This is a genomic window from Paenibacillus sp. FSL H8-0048 (assembly GCF_038002825.1).
Taxonomy (GTDB): Bacteria; Bacillota; Bacilli; order Paenibacillales; family Paenibacillaceae; genus Paenibacillus_AQ.
In genome coordinates, this window is record NZ_JBBODF010000001.1 from 1518448 (window position 1) to 1537917 (window position 19470).

At 47.3% G+C, this 19470-nt stretch carries 12 protein-coding genes; 3 read left to right on the plus strand and 9 right to left on the minus strand.

Features of this window, described 5'->3' with window-relative positions:
- Position 1: 1 nt before the first annotated feature.
- The 6 genes from NSU18_RS06750 to NSU18_RS06775 form a co-directional block, all read right to left on the minus strand.
- On the minus strand, positions 2-5275 hold the full coding sequence (locus NSU18_RS06750) for an RHS repeat-associated core domain-containing protein (protein WP_341148602.1): 5274 nt from the start codon (positions 5273-5275) through the stop codon (positions 2-4).
- 310 nt (positions 5276-5585) lie between these two features.
- Positions 5586-6842: an NBR1-Ig-like domain-containing protein gene (locus NSU18_RS06755; RefSeq protein ID WP_341148603.1), complete on the minus strand. Its 1257-nt coding sequence runs from the start codon at positions 6840-6842 to the stop codon at positions 5586-5588.
- 38 nt (positions 6843-6880) lie between these two features.
- Positions 6881-8857, minus strand: coding sequence for a PA14 domain-containing protein (locus NSU18_RS06760; RefSeq protein ID WP_341148604.1), 1977 nt, complete (start codon positions 8855-8857; stop codon positions 6881-6883).
- Positions 8858-8889: 32 nt separating this feature from the next.
- Positions 8890-10878: an RHS repeat protein gene (locus tag NSU18_RS06765; RefSeq protein WP_341148605.1), complete on the minus strand. Its 1989-nt coding sequence runs from the start codon at positions 10876-10878 to the stop codon at positions 8890-8892.
- Positions 10879-11093: 215 nt separating this feature from the next.
- Complete coding sequence (locus NSU18_RS06770) at positions 11094-11483, minus strand: hypothetical protein (protein ID WP_341148606.1); 390 nt, start codon at positions 11481-11483, stop codon at positions 11094-11096.
- Positions 11484-11799: 316 nt separating this feature from the next.
- A complete protein-coding gene (locus NSU18_RS06775; protein WP_341148607.1) occupies positions 11800-13224 on the minus strand; it encodes an FG-GAP-like repeat-containing protein in 1425 nt (474 codons plus the stop codon).
- Between the two features lie 172 nt (positions 13225-13396).
- Between NSU18_RS06775 and NSU18_RS06780 the strand changes: the two genes are divergently transcribed.
- Positions 13397-14767: a GBS Bsp-like repeat-containing protein gene (locus NSU18_RS06780; RefSeq protein ID WP_341148608.1), complete on the plus strand. Its 1371-nt coding sequence runs from the start codon at positions 13397-13399 to the stop codon at positions 14765-14767.
- A 335-nt stretch (positions 14768-15102) separates the two neighbouring features.
- Here NSU18_RS06780 and NSU18_RS06785 read toward each other — a convergent pair whose 3' ends face one another.
- Genes NSU18_RS06785 through NSU18_RS06795 form a run of 3 tightly spaced genes read right to left on the minus strand, consistent with a single transcriptional unit; the run spans position 15103 to position 17298 of the window.
- A complete protein-coding gene (locus tag NSU18_RS06785) occupies positions 15103-15753 on the minus strand; it encodes a DUF1775 domain-containing protein (RefSeq protein ID WP_341023272.1) in 651 nt (216 codons plus the stop codon).
- A gap of 38 nt (positions 15754-15791) precedes the next feature.
- Complete coding sequence (locus tag NSU18_RS06790; protein ID WP_340941487.1) at positions 15792-16457, minus strand: response regulator transcription factor; 666 nt, start codon at positions 16455-16457, stop codon at positions 15792-15794.
- Positions 16426-17298 carry a sensor histidine kinase gene (locus NSU18_RS06795; RefSeq protein ID WP_341148609.1) on the minus strand — a complete coding sequence of 291 codons (873 nt, stop codon included), beginning with the start codon at positions 17296-17298 and terminating at the stop codon, positions 16426-16428. The genes NSU18_RS06790 and NSU18_RS06795 overlap by 32 nt, the downstream gene beginning before the upstream one ends.
- A 240-nt stretch (positions 17299-17538) precedes the next feature.
- Here NSU18_RS06795 and NSU18_RS06800 point away from each other — a divergent pair, with 240 nt between their 5' ends.
- Positions 17539-18234, plus strand: a complete 696-nt coding sequence (locus NSU18_RS06800) for a response regulator transcription factor (protein WP_341021029.1) — start codon at positions 17539-17541, stop codon at positions 18232-18234.
- Positions 18227-19324 carry a HAMP domain-containing sensor histidine kinase gene (locus NSU18_RS06805; RefSeq protein ID WP_341150993.1) on the plus strand — a complete coding sequence of 366 codons (1098 nt, stop codon included), beginning with the start codon at positions 18227-18229 and terminating at the stop codon, positions 19322-19324. Before NSU18_RS06800 ends, NSU18_RS06805 begins: the two co-directional genes overlap by 8 nt.
- The last annotated feature ends 146 nt before the right edge of the window (positions 19325-19470 follow it).

Below are 19470 nucleotides of genomic sequence, written 5' to 3' on the forward strand. Positions count from 1 at the left end.
ACTAAAGACCTGCTTGCTTCTTTATGCTTTTTAGTGTCCCAATAGGTAAGTCTTTGTTACCATGAACTGGTATGATTACAACTTCCCCATTAGGTCCTTTCAATTTAACATGACTACCACTTTGACTTATAACATCAAAGCCATCCTTTTTCAAGAATTTCACTACATCTTTTCCACTAACTGAACCAGTAGGGAATTTACTTGCAAAAAGTTGTAAATCTAGTTTCAAAAGTCTTTGACTAGTATCTTCTACTACTTCTTTACCCAATGTTTTTATAGCCATAGTGCTAAGCCCTTTAAATACTGCGGCAAATGTCCCATCTAGCACATAAAACATTGGATCATCAAGTAAAGGTACTGCCTTGGCGTTCCCATACAAAACTTCGTTATACATATTTACTGTTAGCGATTTATATACGGTTCCATTTTGCAAATAGTTAGTTCTTTCCACTGTAGGCTCATACTTCAACCGAATATAATTTGCTGCATCATGAGCTGCTTGCATCATAAGCAAGTCATTTTCTTTCTGCCCTGTGAGAAATATTGATTGATAGTTCTGTAAAGCAGCACGGTCCCCAGCAGAGTATGCATTCCCTATTTCATTATACATATGCCCTGTAGGATCATTGTAAATCAACGGATTATTATGCACATACGTATACAAATTCTGCGTCAGCGGATTATCAATCTGCCCCTCAACCGTATCCTCATTTAAAAACCGTCCCATACTCGGGTCATAGTAACGGGCACGCAGGTAATACAGTCCGGTCTCCTCATCATACACCTCTCCGGTGTACTTAAAGGAGTTAGACGTTCCCTCCACCTGGCTAGTAATATTCCCCCACTCGTCATAGGCGTAGTTGTTCACTACTGTTCCGCTGGTATCGACAATCTGCACCACGTCACCATGGCCGTTGTACAAGTAGTAATAATCTTTAGCCGCTTTTTTATCCTTCTTCACTAACACCCGGTCACCGCGGACATAGTTCGCCCGCTCGACATTGTTACCGCCTATGGACTTTTCTTCCGAAATCACTTGGCCCTGGAAGTTGTAATTGACCTGAGTCTGGGTACTGCCCTTGGTTTTCATGGACCGCATTCCGTCGGCATAGTACTGGAAACTGGTGCTGGCTCCGCCTTTGGTAACACTCGTTAAAGTATTCTGCAGATCATAGGTATAGCTGATATCTCCAAAATCCTGGCTTAAGTTGTTCGTGTCAGACAACGTTTGACGATTGCCTCGTACATCGTACGTATAGGTTGTTTGACCACCGTCTGGGCGGCTGATCGAGACCAGCCGGTTTAGCGCATCGTAGCCATAATTCGTTGTTTGGGCACCGCCTCCGTTACGCGATTCACTGACAGCGACCCGGTTTCCGTTGTTGTCATAGCTGTAGCTGTAGGCAGTGAGCACGAAGTTTCCTTTGGTGTTGGTCATCCGCTCCGTCCAGCCCAGTGACGGGTTGTAGGTATATTCTGTCTTCAATGTGCTGCCATCCGTCAGGGTCGGATAGGTGATCGACTTCACCTGATCATTGCCGAAATAGGTGTACTGCGCATTAGCCGATGCTGCCCCAGTCACTGCTGCACTTCCGTTGGTCTGTACCTGGGTCACCCGTGACTGCTGATACGTATAGTTGGTGAAAAAGCTCATATACTGGTCGCTGATCTGCGTCATTCTCCCAAGCACATCCACCTGATTGCCAATCGATACGTAGTGGCTTCCTGAGCGCCCATAGATCGAACGAACTTGTCCCAAGATATCCCTCGTTATCGTCTGGTAAGCCGTCTCCTCCTGATTGAGCAGTGTTTGGATCGTCTGCTTTCGCGGACTTCCATCCCCTGTGATCATGACCGTCTCCAGCTTTTGGTCTACATTGTTAATCTTCCCTTGTATCGTGTTCTTCTTCAGTTGACCCGCTTCATCATAAGCATACGCAAAGCTGCTGCCATTGCGGTCGGTTTTAGCGGCCAACTGCCCCGAGCTGTTATAGGTGTAGCTCTCGTTTTGGGATGCTGCATCCTGCTTCACGCTGAGCAAGCCCAGTTCGTTATACGTTTTGCTGTTCAGCACTTGAGGAGTCCCATTTTTAGCTTGGATTGTCACCAGTGACAATTGCCCATGACCGTCATAGCTATAGCGGGTCGTCTGATTCAATGCATCCTTCAAGGCAATTAACCGGCCTAGGGCATCGTATTGATAACTGGTGGTCACCCCATCCTCATTCAGATTACGATTCGGATCGGTGTATCCCGTCACCTGCCCGGCAATGTTGTAGCGATAGGATTCGCTGATGGACTGTTGCTTCGTCGGCCAGTCTTTAAAGGTGGACACAGACAACTTCTTCCCCCAGGAGTCATAGCTCTCCTGAATATAGTTCAGAGTCTGGCCGGTGGTATGGTCCTGAATATAGCTGGTCGCCGTGCGTGATTTGAGATCATAGTCGCTGACCATTACATCCCCGCTCGGTGTCGTCGCCCGATTCTGCCGGCCCCAAGCATCGTAGCTGGCGGTCAGTGTATTTCCTGCGGGATCTATGGAGTACACTGGACGTCCCTGGTCGTCATAATGATATTGGGTAAACACCCAATTGCTCACGTTCTCGTCATAATGCTCTTCCAGTAAGGCAAGACCTAATCCGTTATACAACACATTCGCATAGGTTTTCATGCTCATGCCACGGGTGATGTTGTTGACCGTGGTAATAGAATCCACCTTTAAGACCTGTGTGCCTGCATTTGTCGCATCGAAATTAGGAGAGCTCTGGTTATAGTAGTTGTAGTCTACTAATTCCTGAATCTGTTCACCCTTGGCGTTAATCTTTATCGGATACGTTTCTTTTTTCAACCGCCCTGCAGCATCGTATTCATAGGCAACAGTCTGGTTGTTGGCCTCGGTTTTCTGAATGACCTGGCCATTGTCTTTATTGTAGAGCATTTTGGTGGTGACAGCTTTTTCGTCAGCGGTCCCGATATTGAACCACTGCTGTTGCTCTGTAGGATACGCATAGTTGTTCTCACTACCATACCGCACCACCGATTTAGACACCAAACGAGCGTCCGCCCAAATGTCAGCTGTTGCATGTTCAATCTTCCCTTGTCCGTCGATATATCCGTAAGTATAAGATGTCTGCTCATTCTTAGCATTAATCACCGTTGCCGGGCGTCCCTCCGCAGTATACGTGTAGGACTCTACCAACGGATTTGCATCGCTTTCGTTCTGGTATTTGGATACAGAAGCCGGAAAACGATAGGTAGGTTCATACTGGTAGCTAGTGGTGTAGTGCTGTTTCAGATTCGGGTTATTCCATTGCTCGGCCGTTAGCGGCTCCGTTTGGCTCTGAACCTGGCCCCAATTGGTATAGGTTGTCTCGGTATACAGATGTTTCGCGGTAGCGTCACTGTCCTGCGCGGCATATTCCGAAATCGTTGTCCGTGTAGGAGACTGGGTAAACAACCCGTGGAATGCTGTATTTTCGGTTATTTGCCTCTCTCCGTTACCGGCAACCGTCTCTGAACGAAGGACCCTGCCTTCTTTGTCAAACGTGTGGGTGGTACTTAGCCCGTTACTTGGTGTACTACTCATCACCGCGGATGTGGTACTGTAACGGAAATCATCCGGCAAATGACCTGGATACTGCTCTGGGGTATTCCCCGTATAGTCTCCAGTGTAGGTATACCGGAGTTGCTGATAGGCCTTTCCTCCCATATAGTCACTTCTAGACGTCGCCCGGAATTCTCCAAACGAATCAGAATTACTCATATGCCGGCTTACATATTCATAATTATACTTCGTGCTGGAATGCGGGTAGTTGACTTCACTTAGTAGGGCCTCAAAGTTAAATCCGTTATACGGGATTAGCGTCAGTTGATTATCATAGTTGAAATACGTGCTTTCTCCTATTGAATTTGTAATGCTAGAGAGAACCGGCTGATACACTTTAATCGCTGGCGCAAAATTTTTCGGGACATCCACAGCTACTCTGCCTTTGGTGAGAATGACCTTCTGAACTTCTTTCGTCCCGTTCATCACCCGGAGGGTAATCCGTTCACCGTTAAAGGGTTCTTCGTGAAGATTATACTCATAGCTGAAGAGAACCATGCGACCCAGCGTATCGGTAATCGAAGACAAGCGACCATTATCAGCATCCGAATACTTGAAAGTGATCGTGTTGCCGAACCTGTCTTTAATGCCAAGCAACTCGCCTCTAGAAGAGAAATACTCCCGTTTCATATCCGAATATTCCATGTAATACCTTGATTCGTCTTGCCCGTTATTGAACTGGCCGGAGTACCTGGATTCAAAGATAATCCGTCTATCTTTTCCTTTGTAGTTAATCAAATTGCTGTAATTGGAGAGTTCATCGCCCTGTTGCCCGATGGCATAGACACTGCCATTTCCGTCATGATAGAAGCTTTGATTCTCTCCCATTTGAACGTATGGGAACTGGAAGGACCACCCATTCCCTAACTCGGGAGTCGCGTATTCATAAACGGATTCCCACATCTGCCAGTAATTACTATAGTAACTTCTATAGACAAAAGGAGTCCCCTGATTAGAGTTGTACATCAGTCCCACATTCAAATCCAGTCCATCCACGCCTGGCAAATGCAGCAGACTTTCTTTCCTCGTCACACTTCCCGCCACAGGATCAATGGTTTCACTGGAGGTATTACGATCACTGAATTGTGGTTTTTGGACCTGATTGATTTGCGCCTCTATGGCTCCTCTATCAATCACACCCGAGACTGCTGCATCAAATGCGGTAATCGACATCACCGATAACGGATCTGCACTGAAATTCATCTCCGTCTTTGATGGCTCATAGACTGAGGAACGCACTGTGAATCTTCCAATCGCTTCCTGCTGCAGTAGATTTGGGTCGTATACATCTTCTCCAACTGTAGGAACATGGAGCGTCTGCATTTCCTGATCAAGTGTGGCTTGAATGTCTTCCCAGGATGCTTGTTTATCCTGCTTCCATCTCAACAGTTCGATAGCCGTCCACTTCGTCTGCCCCATCACCAGCAAGTTCAGCCAGTACACATCAATCTTGGAGGCTCCCGCTTGAACAAGTTGTTCAATATCTGCTTGTTTCAAGTCTAGATCCTCATTATCAGGTACACTCGACAAGATCCCCTTAGCCTTCATACCTGTCAGGGCCGGTTGCAACCGTTCTTTCTTCTGAAGAATCTTCTTCTTCAATTGAGTTACAGGCAGCAGGTTGATATCATAAGCATCTTGAGTTACAGAAACAACCTCGTCTGCAATCAAGGGCTGGGAGGGTGCATTCCTTTGGGCTCCTGGTGTTATTGTCGGCTCAGGACTTTGGGGCAGGAATAGATCGGAAGGTCCTGAGGGTACTGGAGAGGGAAAAGGACTGCTTTTAACCAATTCCGCTGTGCTTCTGGATGCAGTTGTCATAGCAGGGTTAGCTGACGCCTTCCCCATAAGGTTAGGAAATCCGCTAAATAGTATAGCCAAGGATAGGACATAAATGAATAATGATTTTGTTTTCTGATTAGACCTCACTCTAAAACTCCCCTGTCTTGTGTTAATTATAATGGTAAAAATTATCGTAAAATCAATTTGTTCGAACCCGCTTTTGAATCAAATTCCCATTCGCATCATATTCATAGTAAACGGTCTGCCCTGAAGTAAGCTTTACCGATTGAAGTCTTCCAGAAGAGTCATAAGTATATGTATTGGTTTTAGAAGGATCAATAACCGTAACCGACTTCACCAGCGTCTCGCCAAACCAGGTAACATATTCCTGCAGCATCCCCCAATCAGTTATGTACGTCCCTGGCACAACAGGTGCTGTCATTGTAAAAGCAAAAGTATACTCTTCACCCGGTTTAATAATGGTGCCGGGAGGCAAATAATAACGTCCTTGCGCAAACGGATCATTGTTCCCTAACGCCCCTAATCGGTACACTCCTGGAGCAGTCCCCTCCTCATACCAGGAGGTCTCTCCTTCGTTGTGCATGGTCACAGACACATTATAGGTTTGTCCTACTTCCATAGTAGAAGGAATCGTATGTGTGATTACCCTGGCGTTCCGTGTCCCCTCCACAACTTGGACATTTTTCGTAAAGGTCTGACCGAACCAGGTGACCCCGTCATGAACCATCCCCCAATCGGTCATATAGTTTCCGGTCTCAGCCGGCGCCTGCATGATAAAAGAAAAGCTTTGCATCTCTCCTGGTTTCACTTTTCTTCCATCGGGAATGATTTGCCGGGTATCGGCAAACGGGTCCTGGTCCCCCGCACCGCCTAAACGGTACCACTCTTCAGGTGACCACGTGTCTCCACCATCGTTACGAAAAGCCAGAGTGACAGGATATTTATGCCCTTTGGCCATGACAGACGGGATATTCTCATACATCAGCGTAGCTGAACTGGAGAGTATCGATGAGACAACAGAGACATTCACGGTCACCGTATCTCCAAACCACTCGACGTACTCTTTTACCATTCTCCAATCCGTGATGTAGCTTCCAGTTGTGGCCGGAGCGGTCATATTGAAGTAAAAAGTGAAAGATTGTCCAGGGTTGACAGCCTGTCCATTAGGGATGAGCTTTCTTCCATAAGAAAATGGATCGCTGTCCCCCACTTCTCCCAGCCGAAATAGATTCTGCTCTGACCAGACTTCTGAGCTATCATTACGGACTGTCACACTCACCGGGTAAGTAACTCCCGCTTGCATCATTGAGGGGATCGTATGGGACAGGATTGTCGCCCCTCTGCCCGAAGCATGAGTGGTCGAAGGAACCAACACCGCCGGGAAGCTAAGCAGCAAGATGAACAATAGACTGATTTTATTCCAATACTTTTGCATATTGCCTCCAGAGAATTGTCTTATAGGCCTTACTCAAATTATTTCGAGACTTTGTTCAGATTACCGTTGCCATCATATTCATAACGCACCATACTACCGTCTGAGAGACGCATAGAATTTAGCCGGCCATTGGTGTCATAGAGATACTCCACCGGAGAATACGTAGGGTATGGCAGATACAACTGCGACTGTGGGACAGTCTCCTTCATTTGGCGCTCACTGGACCATGACAAGCCAAACGACGCCCCGCCTTCATTCTCAAAATATTCGATTCGAATCTCATAATTCTGTCCTTCCGTAAGGACGATTGGAAGACTTGTTAATTCACTGGCTTGGGGAATCCATTTATCAATAAGTAACTGACCGTTTACCCATAAGCGGACACCATCATCTGAATTTGCATAGAATGTGTAAGTCCCGCCAGATGCAGGGCGGATTAACCCCTGCCATCTGACTGAGAATTTGTCTGCCGGGATGCTCGGATCTGGTGACTCATTTCCCCATCCGAAACTGACAACCGCATCAGTGCGCGTCAGCTTCAGATTAGTCAATAATTCCATGTTGCCATAATAGTCACCTTTCAAGCCAACGCCCGAATTCTCAATTGGCGGATTTAACTGAGTTTGCGGAACGAACTCCTTCGCCTGGGTAGGACTTTCCCATAAAAGCCCAATCAATGCTCCGCCCAGGTTCTCGAAATACTCAATCTGAATGTCATACTGATTACCCGCTACCAGTGGGACAGAATTGCTGCGGAATTGACCTGACTGGTTAACCCATCGATTGAGCACAAGTTTGCCGTCTATCCATAATCGCACCCCATCGTCAGCATTAAGATAAAAGGTATAGTTCTCGCTGTACCTTGGTTTAATGGTTCCTGTCCATCTGGCAGAGAAGGTATCAGGCCCGATCTGGCTATCTGGCGAACCCTCTATCCAATTGAAGTTAACGTTTGCATCGGTACGGGTCAGTTTTAGCTCTTGCATCTCCAGATTATCGTAATATTCACCTTTTAACCCTACCCCTTGGACATCCGGCAGATGATGCAATTGACTTTGCGGCACTACCTGTTTCACCTGGCTGGCACTTGACCACTGCAATATTGCTGATGCTCCCCCGCCATTCTCAAAATACTCCAGACGGATGTCATAGTTGTGCCCCGCATTTAAAGTAATGGGCTGGCTTGTCAGTTCACCCGCTTGAGTTATCCACTTATCTAAGATCAGGCGGCCATCGACCCATAATCGGACCCCATCATCCGCAATTACCTGGAACGTATAGCTCTCGCTATATTTGGGTTTAATAGAGCCTGTCCACCTTACTGAGAACGTATCCGGTCCGATGGAGGCATCGGGCGAGCCTAATCCCCAGCCAAAATTCACGTTTGCATCCGTCCGTGTCAGCTTAAGGCCGGTAAGGTTGATATTGTCGTAATACTCCCCTTTGAGACCCGCTAGTGACGATTCTACAGGTGGAGTGAATTGTGCCTGCGGCACAACCTGTTTCACTTGGCTGGCACTTGACCATTGTAGTATCGCTGTTGCTCCCCCGTCATTCTCGAAATACTCCAGACGGATATCATAGTTGTGCCCGGCGCTTAGTGTAATAGGCAGACTGGTCAGTTCTCTGGCTTGGGGTACCCACTTATCTATCAACAATAGGCCATCCACCCATAGCCGCACACCATCATCCGCTATTACTTGAAATGTATAGGATTCGCTATATTTGGGTTTAATAGAGCCTGTCCATCTTACCGAGAACGTGTCCGGTTCAATAGAGGCATCGGGTGACCCAACTCCCCAATTGAAATTCACAGTGGCATCTGTCCGCGTCATTTTATGACCAGTAAAGTTGATATTGTCGTAATACTCCCCTTGTAGCCCGCTGGTACCAGCCGCTGCTGCAACAGAATTACTTTTGTCTGGGGAATACACTAAGCTTCCTCCTGTATAATAAATCAGCGTGAATACGATGAAAGGTACTAGAAATCGTTTTAGCATTTTCAATCTGGCCATATCTCCTCTCCATGTGTAATCAATTTGCACCTTCACTCCACAGTAGTCTTCACCAAGTTCCCGTTCTTGTCATACGAATACCGTACCACTCTATTATCCTGAGTTCTGACCTGCGTTAATCTTCCGCCGCTATCATAGCGATAGGTTGTTAACTGCCGGACAATAATATCGTCTATGGAAAGTGCTCCACCATTTCGGACACCCCAGGTCAAGTAATAATTATCCTGCTCTCCAGTAGTAAAAGTAACCGTCTTCACTCCGCGTGATCCGCTACCTTCATTCCAGCTTGTCCAGTTCAGAACTTCCACATTGTCTATTCCCCGAACTATAAAATAAAAATGGCGGTTAGGATTTTCAGGCTGCATGTCCATTGATTTATATGCAAAACTCACGGTATACGTGGTATTCTTCTGGAACTTCAACCGGCTGGCATCACTCACCATCAAATTTGCCCATTCTATGTTCTGTGGAGAATTCAGGTATGCCGAATACCTTCCGTTCACTATTTTGGCTGGATCATTGGTGAGAATGCCAGATGCAGATGTATAATCCGTGCCGCTATAGGTTCCTCTCTCAAACGATTCACTGTCTTTATGGACAGTAATGTCATCGATGGAAATAGCACCTCCATTGTGGATACCCCATATCAGATAGTAATTTTCTTTACTCCCGGTCGTAAAAGTTATAGTCTTCCTCCCCATACTCCCGTTACCTTCATTCCAGGTGGTCCACCCCTTATCCTCTTGATCATCTGTGCTTCTAGCCAAAAAATAAAAACTACGGGTATTATGAAGCGGGTTCATATCTAGTGATTTATAGGAAAAGCTCACGGTGTACGTCGTATTCCCCTCAAATTTAATTTTACTCAGATCTGAAAGAGCGAATGCTTTCCAGACTTCATTTAATTGAGACACGAGATAGGCCGAGTACTGCCCGCTTATCACTTTTGCCGGGTCCTTTGAAATTACACCTGAACCTGCTGTAAACTGGGTATCTTTAAATGTACCGTTCTCAAAAGATTCACTAACCTTTGTAATCTCAATGTCATCAATTGAAAGTGCTCCGCCTGAATGGATTCCCCAAATCAGATAATAGTTTTCTTTGTTAGCAGTGGTAAAAGTCACCGTACGGCTTCCCCTGCTCCCATTCGCGTCATTCCAGGTGGTCCATCCTTTGTCTTGAGTATTATCAGTACTCCTTGCCAAGAAATAGAAGTACCGATTGCTCTCTACAGGCCCCATATCAACAGATCGATATGAAAAAGTTACTTGATATGTTGTGTTTTTCTCAAACTTTACTTTTTGGCTATCCGTGTAGGAAAATTCTTTCCAGTCTTCGCTCTGAGCTGAGCTCAGAAAAGCCGAGTATTGTCCACTCACAATGTGGTTTGGATCACTAGTAATATGACCGGACCCCGGCAAAAAATCCGTTTGATTGTAGGTCCCCTTTTCAAAGGTTTCACTTTGGGTTGAGACTGCTTTAACAATCTGAATATCATCAATTGCCAAGCTGCCGCCAGCATGAATTCCCCAAATCAAGTAATAGTTCTCCTTGTTTCCGGTAGTAAACGTCATCGTCCTGATCCCTGTATTTCCGCTGGCATCATTCCAGGAAGTAAAGCTCTTATCCTCCTGACCATCCGTACTCCGGGCAAGAAAATAGAAAAAACGGTTGGAATCTAGCGGCTGCATATCTATAGACTTGTATGTAAAAGTAACGTTATATGTAGTATTTTTCTCGAATTTAACTTGATTTGAATCGGTATAGTTAAACTCCTTCCAGACGTCCGACTGAAGCGAACTCAGCAGGGCTGAGTATTTCCCGTTCACCACTTTTAGCGGATCACTTGTAATCGTTCCCTGAATGGGCAGATAGTTCGTCCCCGCATATGTTCCATTCTCAAAGGATTCGTTGGCCGCTATAATATTTTCCGCCGCCGAAACCTTGCTCTGACCAGCTAACAATGTGAAGACTAAACAGCAAATAAGTAACCCATACACTGAACTTTTGACGTTTTTCAAGACTTCCACGCTCCCCCAATAACTTCCTCACCCATCATAAGGGAGTTAACCAACGTTGAGAATGGTTGTATTTTGTCGAATCATAACTTGTTTTGTCGATTGAGTAATATTTCAGTCACATTTAGTTTTAGAGCAATCTTTTTGGGGAGAAGGGTCCTATACTTGCATTAAAAAAACCACATGGAGTAGATGCTCACATGTGATTCGGTATTAAACTATTGCAAAATATAATTTATGGATGGATTCCATTTGGTAGCATCATAGCCCTGATTACCATTTTGGTTGACGATAAAATAGATGAAGTCTCCCTTTGTCACATTAATATTCAAGTTCGCAGTTACTCCAATTGGATCATCCCCTTGAATGCTTTGCCAACCATTCGAAGGCCAGACTTGGGTGTTGTTCTTCATAATCTTTACGCGAACCCCGTCCCCTTCCAGGTTAACCGGGTGTTTGGCTACCCTTCCTGTGATACGTATGGAACCCGTTTGGGGCGCAACCCATTTAAGAACGGCGTCACTACCATCCGGATGCATCCATTCTTTGCTGACAATGTTCCATACTTGCTCCCCTCTCCACCTTGATTCAACCGGGTCCCATGTCATATCCTTGTATTGAACTCCGTCCCATAGCTGGTAGTACCAGTTGCCCTCTCCTTGTTTGGAACCAAAGGCAATTCAAAATACGGTTCTCCAGAATTCTTAGATACTAGATTCCCGTTGTTATCGTAGAAGTAGCGTTCCGTTTCTCCGGTCAATTCGCTTTTTTGTGCCAATCACCCATTCGCATCATAATAGAAAAAGGTAGCGGCAGACGCAGAATTCAAAATAGTGAAAGGCAGCATTAAGAGAACGATTGTGAAAACAAATGGATTTGCAGATAAAGATTTTCGACTCCTCGATTCTCTTCTGTTTAATAAGATTATTTCTTTTCCACTTTCAGCAAATTCCCGTTCTTATCATATGTATATTGGATTGTTGATCCGTCTGGCAGAGTAGTACGCAGAAGCTGGCCTGCTGCATTATACTCATGCTGAAGTTGGTTAAGATCCGTACTGACTGCAACGCGCACAAACCCTGCTTCCTGGCCGCTTCCCTTAATGATCAAGTCCCCTCTTCCGTCTCCGCTTACATCACTGAACCATACATCATTATTATCAATCATTCTACTCCCAGAGTTCCAGGTCCAGTAGGGATAGCCACTTCCAGTACTCAGGGAGGCGTACAACCAGCCATCGTTATAACCCACATTTTTCCCTACCGATATCATATCGGCCTTACCATCTCCATTAATATCTGTAAACCACATGGTTCCGCTGTCGTCGATCATTCGTTTGCCGCTGTTCCAGGTCCAGTATGCATAGCCTGCTCCATTACTCAATGAGACGAACACATATCCAGCATTGGCTGTTCCGGGCTGACCTTTGGATATCATGTCGGCTTTGCCATCTCCATTCACATCAGCAAACCACTGAACATCGTTGTCATTAACCATCCGTGATCCAGATGTCCAGGTCCATGGATTATAACCACTGCCAGTGCTTAAAGAGACATACATCTGACCAGCATTGGTTGCGCCCGGCTGCCCTTTTGCGATTAAATCAGCTTTACCATCGCCATTCACATCTGCAAACCATGCTGTATCTAGAGGATTGAGCAATTTGATTGAGGACGTCCAGGTCCAAGGCTGATATCCAGAACCCGTGCTTAATGACACGTATAAACGTCCCTCATTCCAGGCTCCTGCCTGCCCAACTGAAATTAAATCCGCTCTGCCATCCCCGTTCACATCCTCAAGCCACAATGGACTGCGATCATCAAGCATACGTACACCAGAGTTCCAGGTCCAAGGCTGGTAGCCATTCCCCGTGCTTAAAGAAACGTAGATGACCCCGGCATTCCAGGCTCCTGGTTCACCTTTTGTGATAAGATCTGACATGCCATCCCCATTAACGTCAGCGAACCACATCGGACTATTGTCGTCTATCATGCGGGAACCGGAATTCCACGTCCAAGGCTGAAACCCCCTTCCGGTGCTTAAGGCAACATAGATAACTCCAGCATTCCAGGCTCCTGCTTCGCCCTTGGAGATTAGATCCTTCTTCCCGTCCCCGTTAACATCCTCAAACCACATCTGACTATTGTCATCGACCATACGGCTAGTTGTGCTCCAGCTCCATGGGACGTAGCCGATATGCTTATTCAGATTGGAGGCTCCAGCTGCGGAGGTATTTGTACTGATACTAATTGAACAAAGTATTGTAATGACGAGAAATAGAGTTTTGTATTTTTTGAAGTTCATGTTAGTTTTAAGCCCTCTCTTTAATTGAATGACTTCCTCACTCATCATAATTTACCGCCTCGCACATTTAAACGGTTGTATTTTGTCGAAATACAACTTATATTGTCGATTTCGCATTATTTTAGTCACATTATCAAAATGAAGAATTATATAATTTACAGAGATTTCCGAAAAGGCTATAATCCTCTAAGAATTTATTTAGGGGGATACAGAGAAAATGAGTGTATTAATAGAAAAATATTATCCGAAATTCATTATATTCGTGTTGGGAATGCTTCTTTTTTTGATATGGGATAATGGTGTTTCTTTGGCAGTTCAGTATAATTACAAAGGTTCTACGGGACAGCTCAGCAGTGTGGATTATGATGATGGAACGTTTATTATCTATAAATATGACTTTAACGGTAACCTGACCTCTAAAAGCAGCCTTAAAACACCTGTAGTTCAAGCACCAGCAGAAGCTACTTTATTAGATAGCTCCTATGAGGTATACGCCTATGGGGTTAAAAAAGAAGCCAAAAACGTTACCTTTCCTACTTGGACGGATTTTCATGGTAATGATGACTTAGCTTCTCCCTGGCTAGCCGGTGAAAAAGTTTCGGACGGTATCTGGAAAGCTGTCGTTCCTTTTAGCAAACATAATCAGGAGTCTGGGTTGTACTACAATGACGTCTGGGTTGATGGTATGTATTTCGGAGGGACTACTACCGTTGTTAAAAGAAATGTTGTTCAAATTCCAGAAAAGGTGAATTTTAAAGATGGCTCGTATGATATTATCGTTCATGGGGGAAGTGAGGCTATAACTAAGATGACCTTTTACACTTGGACTGAGGCCAATGGTCAGGACGATTTGAAGCAACAAACAGGGCAGAAAGTATCACCAGGAGTGTGGAAAATTACGGTTCCGTTAAGTGAGCACTCCTTCGAGACCGGTACATATACTACCCATATTTATACAATAGATTCCTTTGGGAACAGCACCGGAATCGGTGTTCAGACTAAAGTCCAATCTTCTGTATTTGCTCCTTCTGAGGTTTATCTGCTGGATAGTTCGTATGAAGTCTACGCCTATGGTGTCAAAAAGGACGCCAAAAATGTTACTTTCCCCACTTGGACAGCCTACAATAATCAGGATGATTTAGCCTATCCTTGGGTAGCCGGTGAGAAAGTCTCCGATGGTATCTGGAAAGCTGTCGTTCCTTTAAATAAGCATAATAATGAGTCTGGATTGTACTATAACGATGTCTGGGTTGATGGTGTATATTTTGGAGGGATTACCACTATTGTTAAAACCAACATGATTATCATTCCAGATACAGTTAGCTCAAGGGCTGGTTCATACGAAATAACAATAGAAAACGTACGTGAAGATATTTCTAAACTTACCTTCTATACTTGGACCGAGTTACAGGGTCAGGATGATATAAAGCAAAGCGGCGGCCAAAAAGTATCAACAGGAACATGGAAAATCACCATTCCTCTCAGTGAACACAACTACGAGACTGGCACTTATATAACGCACATCTATACCACTGACCTATTTGGAAATAGTTCTGGAATAGGCGTTAAAACCATAGTAACCAAATAATTGTTTCACCCCAACAACAATTGTATTTTCAACACTTATTCCCGCTCTCTCCGCGCCGTCACCGATAACAATTGGATAAACGGCACTTAATTGGGGCTTACTTCGCACAATATTCACTTTCGGCTAAATTAGGTACCGTTTTTCCAACTGTTGGCCTGTTTGTAGGAATTTAAGAGAAAATAAATGTTGTTTTTCCACTTAGCCTCATGTTGCTTAACGGATAAGGGGCTGCGGCTTCAGAAGCACACGTCAGCATACTGTTATTCCCACCACAAACAACCCCGCAGCAGAAATCACATCTGCTGCGGGGTTCTCTCCATACAAGTCACTCCAGCCTACTCCTGCTTGCCCCGAAGCAAAGCTATCGCTGCCAGCAGGAAGGAGACCAGCGAGATGCCGAGGGTAATGTAGAGCATCGGCGAGGTGCCGGTGCTGGCGCCTTCCTTCTCCACAATGGCCTGGTGCTCGTCCATGGTCATGGTGCCGCTGCCCGACATGTCTGCGGCACCGTGGCCGTGACCGCCATCGGCGCTGCCGGAGGCTTCAGCGATGGCGGTGATGGAATGCGGCGAGTCGGAGCCGGGTTCGCCGGACCATTGCACGAGGCTGCCGTCGGCATAGTGCTGATAGGCATCCCAGGCGATATCGCCTGCGGAGTCCGGGTTCTTGGCTGTGAAGTAGAAGCGCTGGAACTGTCCGGCCTGTATGCCGCCGTCCTTAGCGATCCAGCTCACTTTGTTCCCCTCCACCGTTACCTCCCAGCCGGGAGTGGCTTCGTATTGCTTAAATTCCGCGCCTGCCGGAATCCGCAGATCCACCTGGACGGTGGCGCTTTCTTTCTCAGACGGCACCTTCAGGGTATACGTCTCCCAGGCCCCCGTGCTGGACTCCGCTGGACTTACGGTTACGTGGGCGCTCGCCACGGCTGCGAACAACAATAATGCGGCGGCTGCCGGTGCGGCCAGTGCTGCTATTTTGCGAAACATTCTATTCAATGAAATCTCCCCTTCTCTCTTGTGTAGGTCTATCTCTTCCCCGGAAAATCCCGCTCCCTCGAAGCCAGCCCCTGCTCCAGGGCATACCTGGTGAGCTGCGTGCGGTTCTGAAGCTGAAGCTTCTGCAGGATGTTCTTCAGGTGATTCTTAACGGTATGCTCGGAGATTCCGAGGGTTGCGGCAATCTCCTTATTGGTGGAACCGGAGGATACACAGCCCAGTATCTCCTTCTCCCGCGCCGTTAATGCCTCCCGCTCCTCCTTGACAGAGGTAACGGCGAACTCCTTCAGAATCTGGAACGCCAGCTCCCGGCTCAGCGGCACCTCTTCGCTTACAATCGCCAGCAGATATTCGATCCAGGTGGACGGGGCCAGGTTCTTCAGGAGGTACCCCTGTGCTCCCTGCTTAAGCGCTTCGAACAGATAAGAGATCTCATCCGACACGGTGACGATGACAATCCGGACATACGGATATTCCAGCTTAATGCGCCGCGTCGTCTCCAGACCATCCATTCCCGGCATCTCGATGTCGATCAGGATCAGGTCGGGCATCCATTGCCCGGTCCAGACAATGGCTTCTGCTCCGCTGGCCACCGCACCGATCACTTCAAACCTTTCATCCAGCGCCAGTATTTCGCTCATTGCCTCGCGGGCATGTGCATGGTCATCGACGATAAGCACCCGGCAGCGTTCCATCCTGCACCGCCCCCTTCACAATTTCTACAGTGGTTCCGGCTGCCCCCGATTGTACGTCCAACCTCCAGCCCATGCTGCGGGACCGTTCCCTCATAATCTGCAGGCCATAGCTGCCTTTCACCGCAAAAGGATCATCATGCTCAATCCCAGCGCCGTCATCTGCAACGGTTACACGCCAGCCATGCTCATTGCCTTGCCCCGATACGGATACCTTGCCCGCGCGTGTGTGCTTGCGCACGTTGATAATCGCTTCACGAATGCAGGACAACAGCTCTGCCTGTTCGGCCGGTGTCAGCGCCTGCTCTTCCAGATGCCAATCCAGCGACACCTCGATCATGACTTCTCCGGCTATGGCCGCCAGCTGCTCATGGATAGAACGCTCCAGCGTGAAGCTCTCCGCACCGCTCACCGGCACCTTCAGATTCGCAATAGCCTGACGTACGTAACGGTTAACCTCGTGAACGGTCTTCTTGATCTGATCCACACTGTCCGCGCTGATTCCGCCGTCCTTGCGGCTATGCTCCAGCCGGTCGATCCGTACAGAGAGCAGGAACAGGGACTGGGCCATGCCGTCATGCAGCTCTTTGGCCAGCGCCTCCCGTGCTTCCATCGCTCCGGTGGCCGCCCGCTCCTGCTCCAGCTCCCGCTGATTACGCTCCATGAGGCGAAAGAGCGGCAGCAGCAGAATAATACTGAAGAGAAATACCAATACAGGTGTTAAGAAGTTGCCTGTGTCCATAGAGATGTATGACATCAGGAACTGATGTCTCACCCACTCCCAGATCCCGACCATAACCGTGGGAATCAGCAGAATAAGCACTTTAATTCGGGTATACGTCACGGTTCCCTCCCTAATTTCTGTTCGTTATTTTACCATCTGCGGGTGATCCCCGGCATGACTCTTTAGGGCTATGCCCGTCCATATATGTTACAGAATTAAGTATTTAAAAGTTAAATCTTTCCCTCCATAGCTCCCATCTTCCTATCATAACAGTTAGCGAAACCAAATCCGATAGGTTACACTAGGAGTGATATCCAATTAAGTAAACAATCATGCTGACACTATAGGAGAGATAATGAAATGAAACGGATTACGATTCTCATCGCCGACGATGATCCCGAGATTGCCGATCTGATCGGACTGCATTTGGAAAAAGAAGGCTATCATCCCATAAAGGTTACAAACGGCCCGGCGGCGGTACAGGTCATCCAGTCCAGGCATATCGACCTGGCGGTTCTGGATATTATGATGCCCGGGCTGGACGGGTATGAGGTGACCCGGCAGATCCGGGAGCAGCATGGGCTGCCGATTATTTTTGTGAGCGCGAAGACTTCGGATCTGGATAAAATCACCGGGCTTGTCATCGGCGCCGACGATTATATGACCAAGCCCTTCAATCCCATGGAGCTGGTCGCCAGAGTGAATGCGCAGCTCAGACGTTCGATGAAGCTGAACCAGCCGGTTACCGAGCAAAAGGCCGTAGTGGAAGCGGGTGGGCTGATCGTCGATCCGGACCGCCGTTCCGTGACCTTGTACGGACAACCCGTGGAGCTGACGCCGAAGGAATTCGATATCCTGTATTTACTCGCCAGCTACCCGAAGAAAGTATTCAGCGCTGAGCAGCTTTTTCAGCAAATCTGGGGTGAGGCTTATTATGAAGGCGGGAATACCGTGATGGTCCATATCCGCACCCTGCGCAAAAAGCTGGGCGATGACCAGAGTAAAAATACATGGATCAAAACGATCTGGGGAGTTGGGTACACGTTCAATGGCTAATCTGGTCCGCAGCTTCCGCTTCAAAATGATATCCCTGCTGGTACTCAGCATGCTCTGCTCCGGCGTTATTACCTTTGTACTCTACAAAAGCCTGCAAATGTATTATACCTCTCAGGTGAAGTATGAAGACAAGCTTACCCGCTTCCGTTACCTGATTGCCGATTTCGGCGACCTGAATTTCTTCCTGATCTTCTTCATCCCGCTGGCGCTGCTGTTCTTTTTCCTGTTCACCAAGCCGTATGCCCGCTATTTCAAAGAAATCTCGCATCATATCCGCCTGCTGGCTAACGGGGATTTCAAAAGCCGGATTCAGATCCATTCTAACGATGAATTCGAGGATATCGCCGCTGATCTTAACCAGGCCAAAGACAAACTCGAAGAAGCGGTGGAGCGCGGGGACTTCGCGGAGAACAGCAAGGACAAGCTGGTGCTCAATCTGGCTCATGATCTGCGGACTCCGCTGACCTCTGTACTCGGCTACCTGGATCTGGTGCTGAAGGACGGGGAGTTAACGGCCGAACAAGTGAAGCATTACACCACGATTGCCTACACCAAATCACAGCGGCTGGAAAAGCTGATCGACGAGCTGTTCGAGATTACCCGGATGAACTACGGCATGCTTACCGTGGAGCAGCGCCCCCTTGATCTGAGCGAGCTGCTTGTCCAGCTGAACGAGGAATTGTATCCTCTGCTGGAGAACAACGGGCTGACAGCCCGCATAGAGGTCACTCCACAGCTCAGAATCACCGGAGACGGGGAGCTGCTGGCCCGGGTGTTCGAGAACCTGCTGACCAATGCAGTGCGTTACGGCAAAGACGGCCGTTATGTCGATATCCGCTGCTACCCGGAGGGAGAGACGATCGTTGTCCAGGTTACGAATTACGGGGATATGATCCCGGCGGAGGATCTGCCTTTTCTGTTCGATATGTTCTATACGGGCGACCAGGCGCGGACCCATCAGGAGAGCAGCACCGGTCTGGGCCTGTTCATTGCCAAAAATATCGTCGAGCAGCATCAGGGGACGATCTCCGTGCAGAGCGACACCATCCGCACGCTCTTCGAGGTCCGTCTGCCGGGAGTAAGCCAATAGTCTGTTCCGGCTATAGCCGCAGTGTGGCCGTCCTTTTAGAAGGACGGTTTTTTGCATTTACATTTTAAGAAAAACTTTATCTTTCCCCCACTTCTATTTAAACACGCTCCTCTATGCTTAAGTCATTGAAACAAGGAGGACGAGAA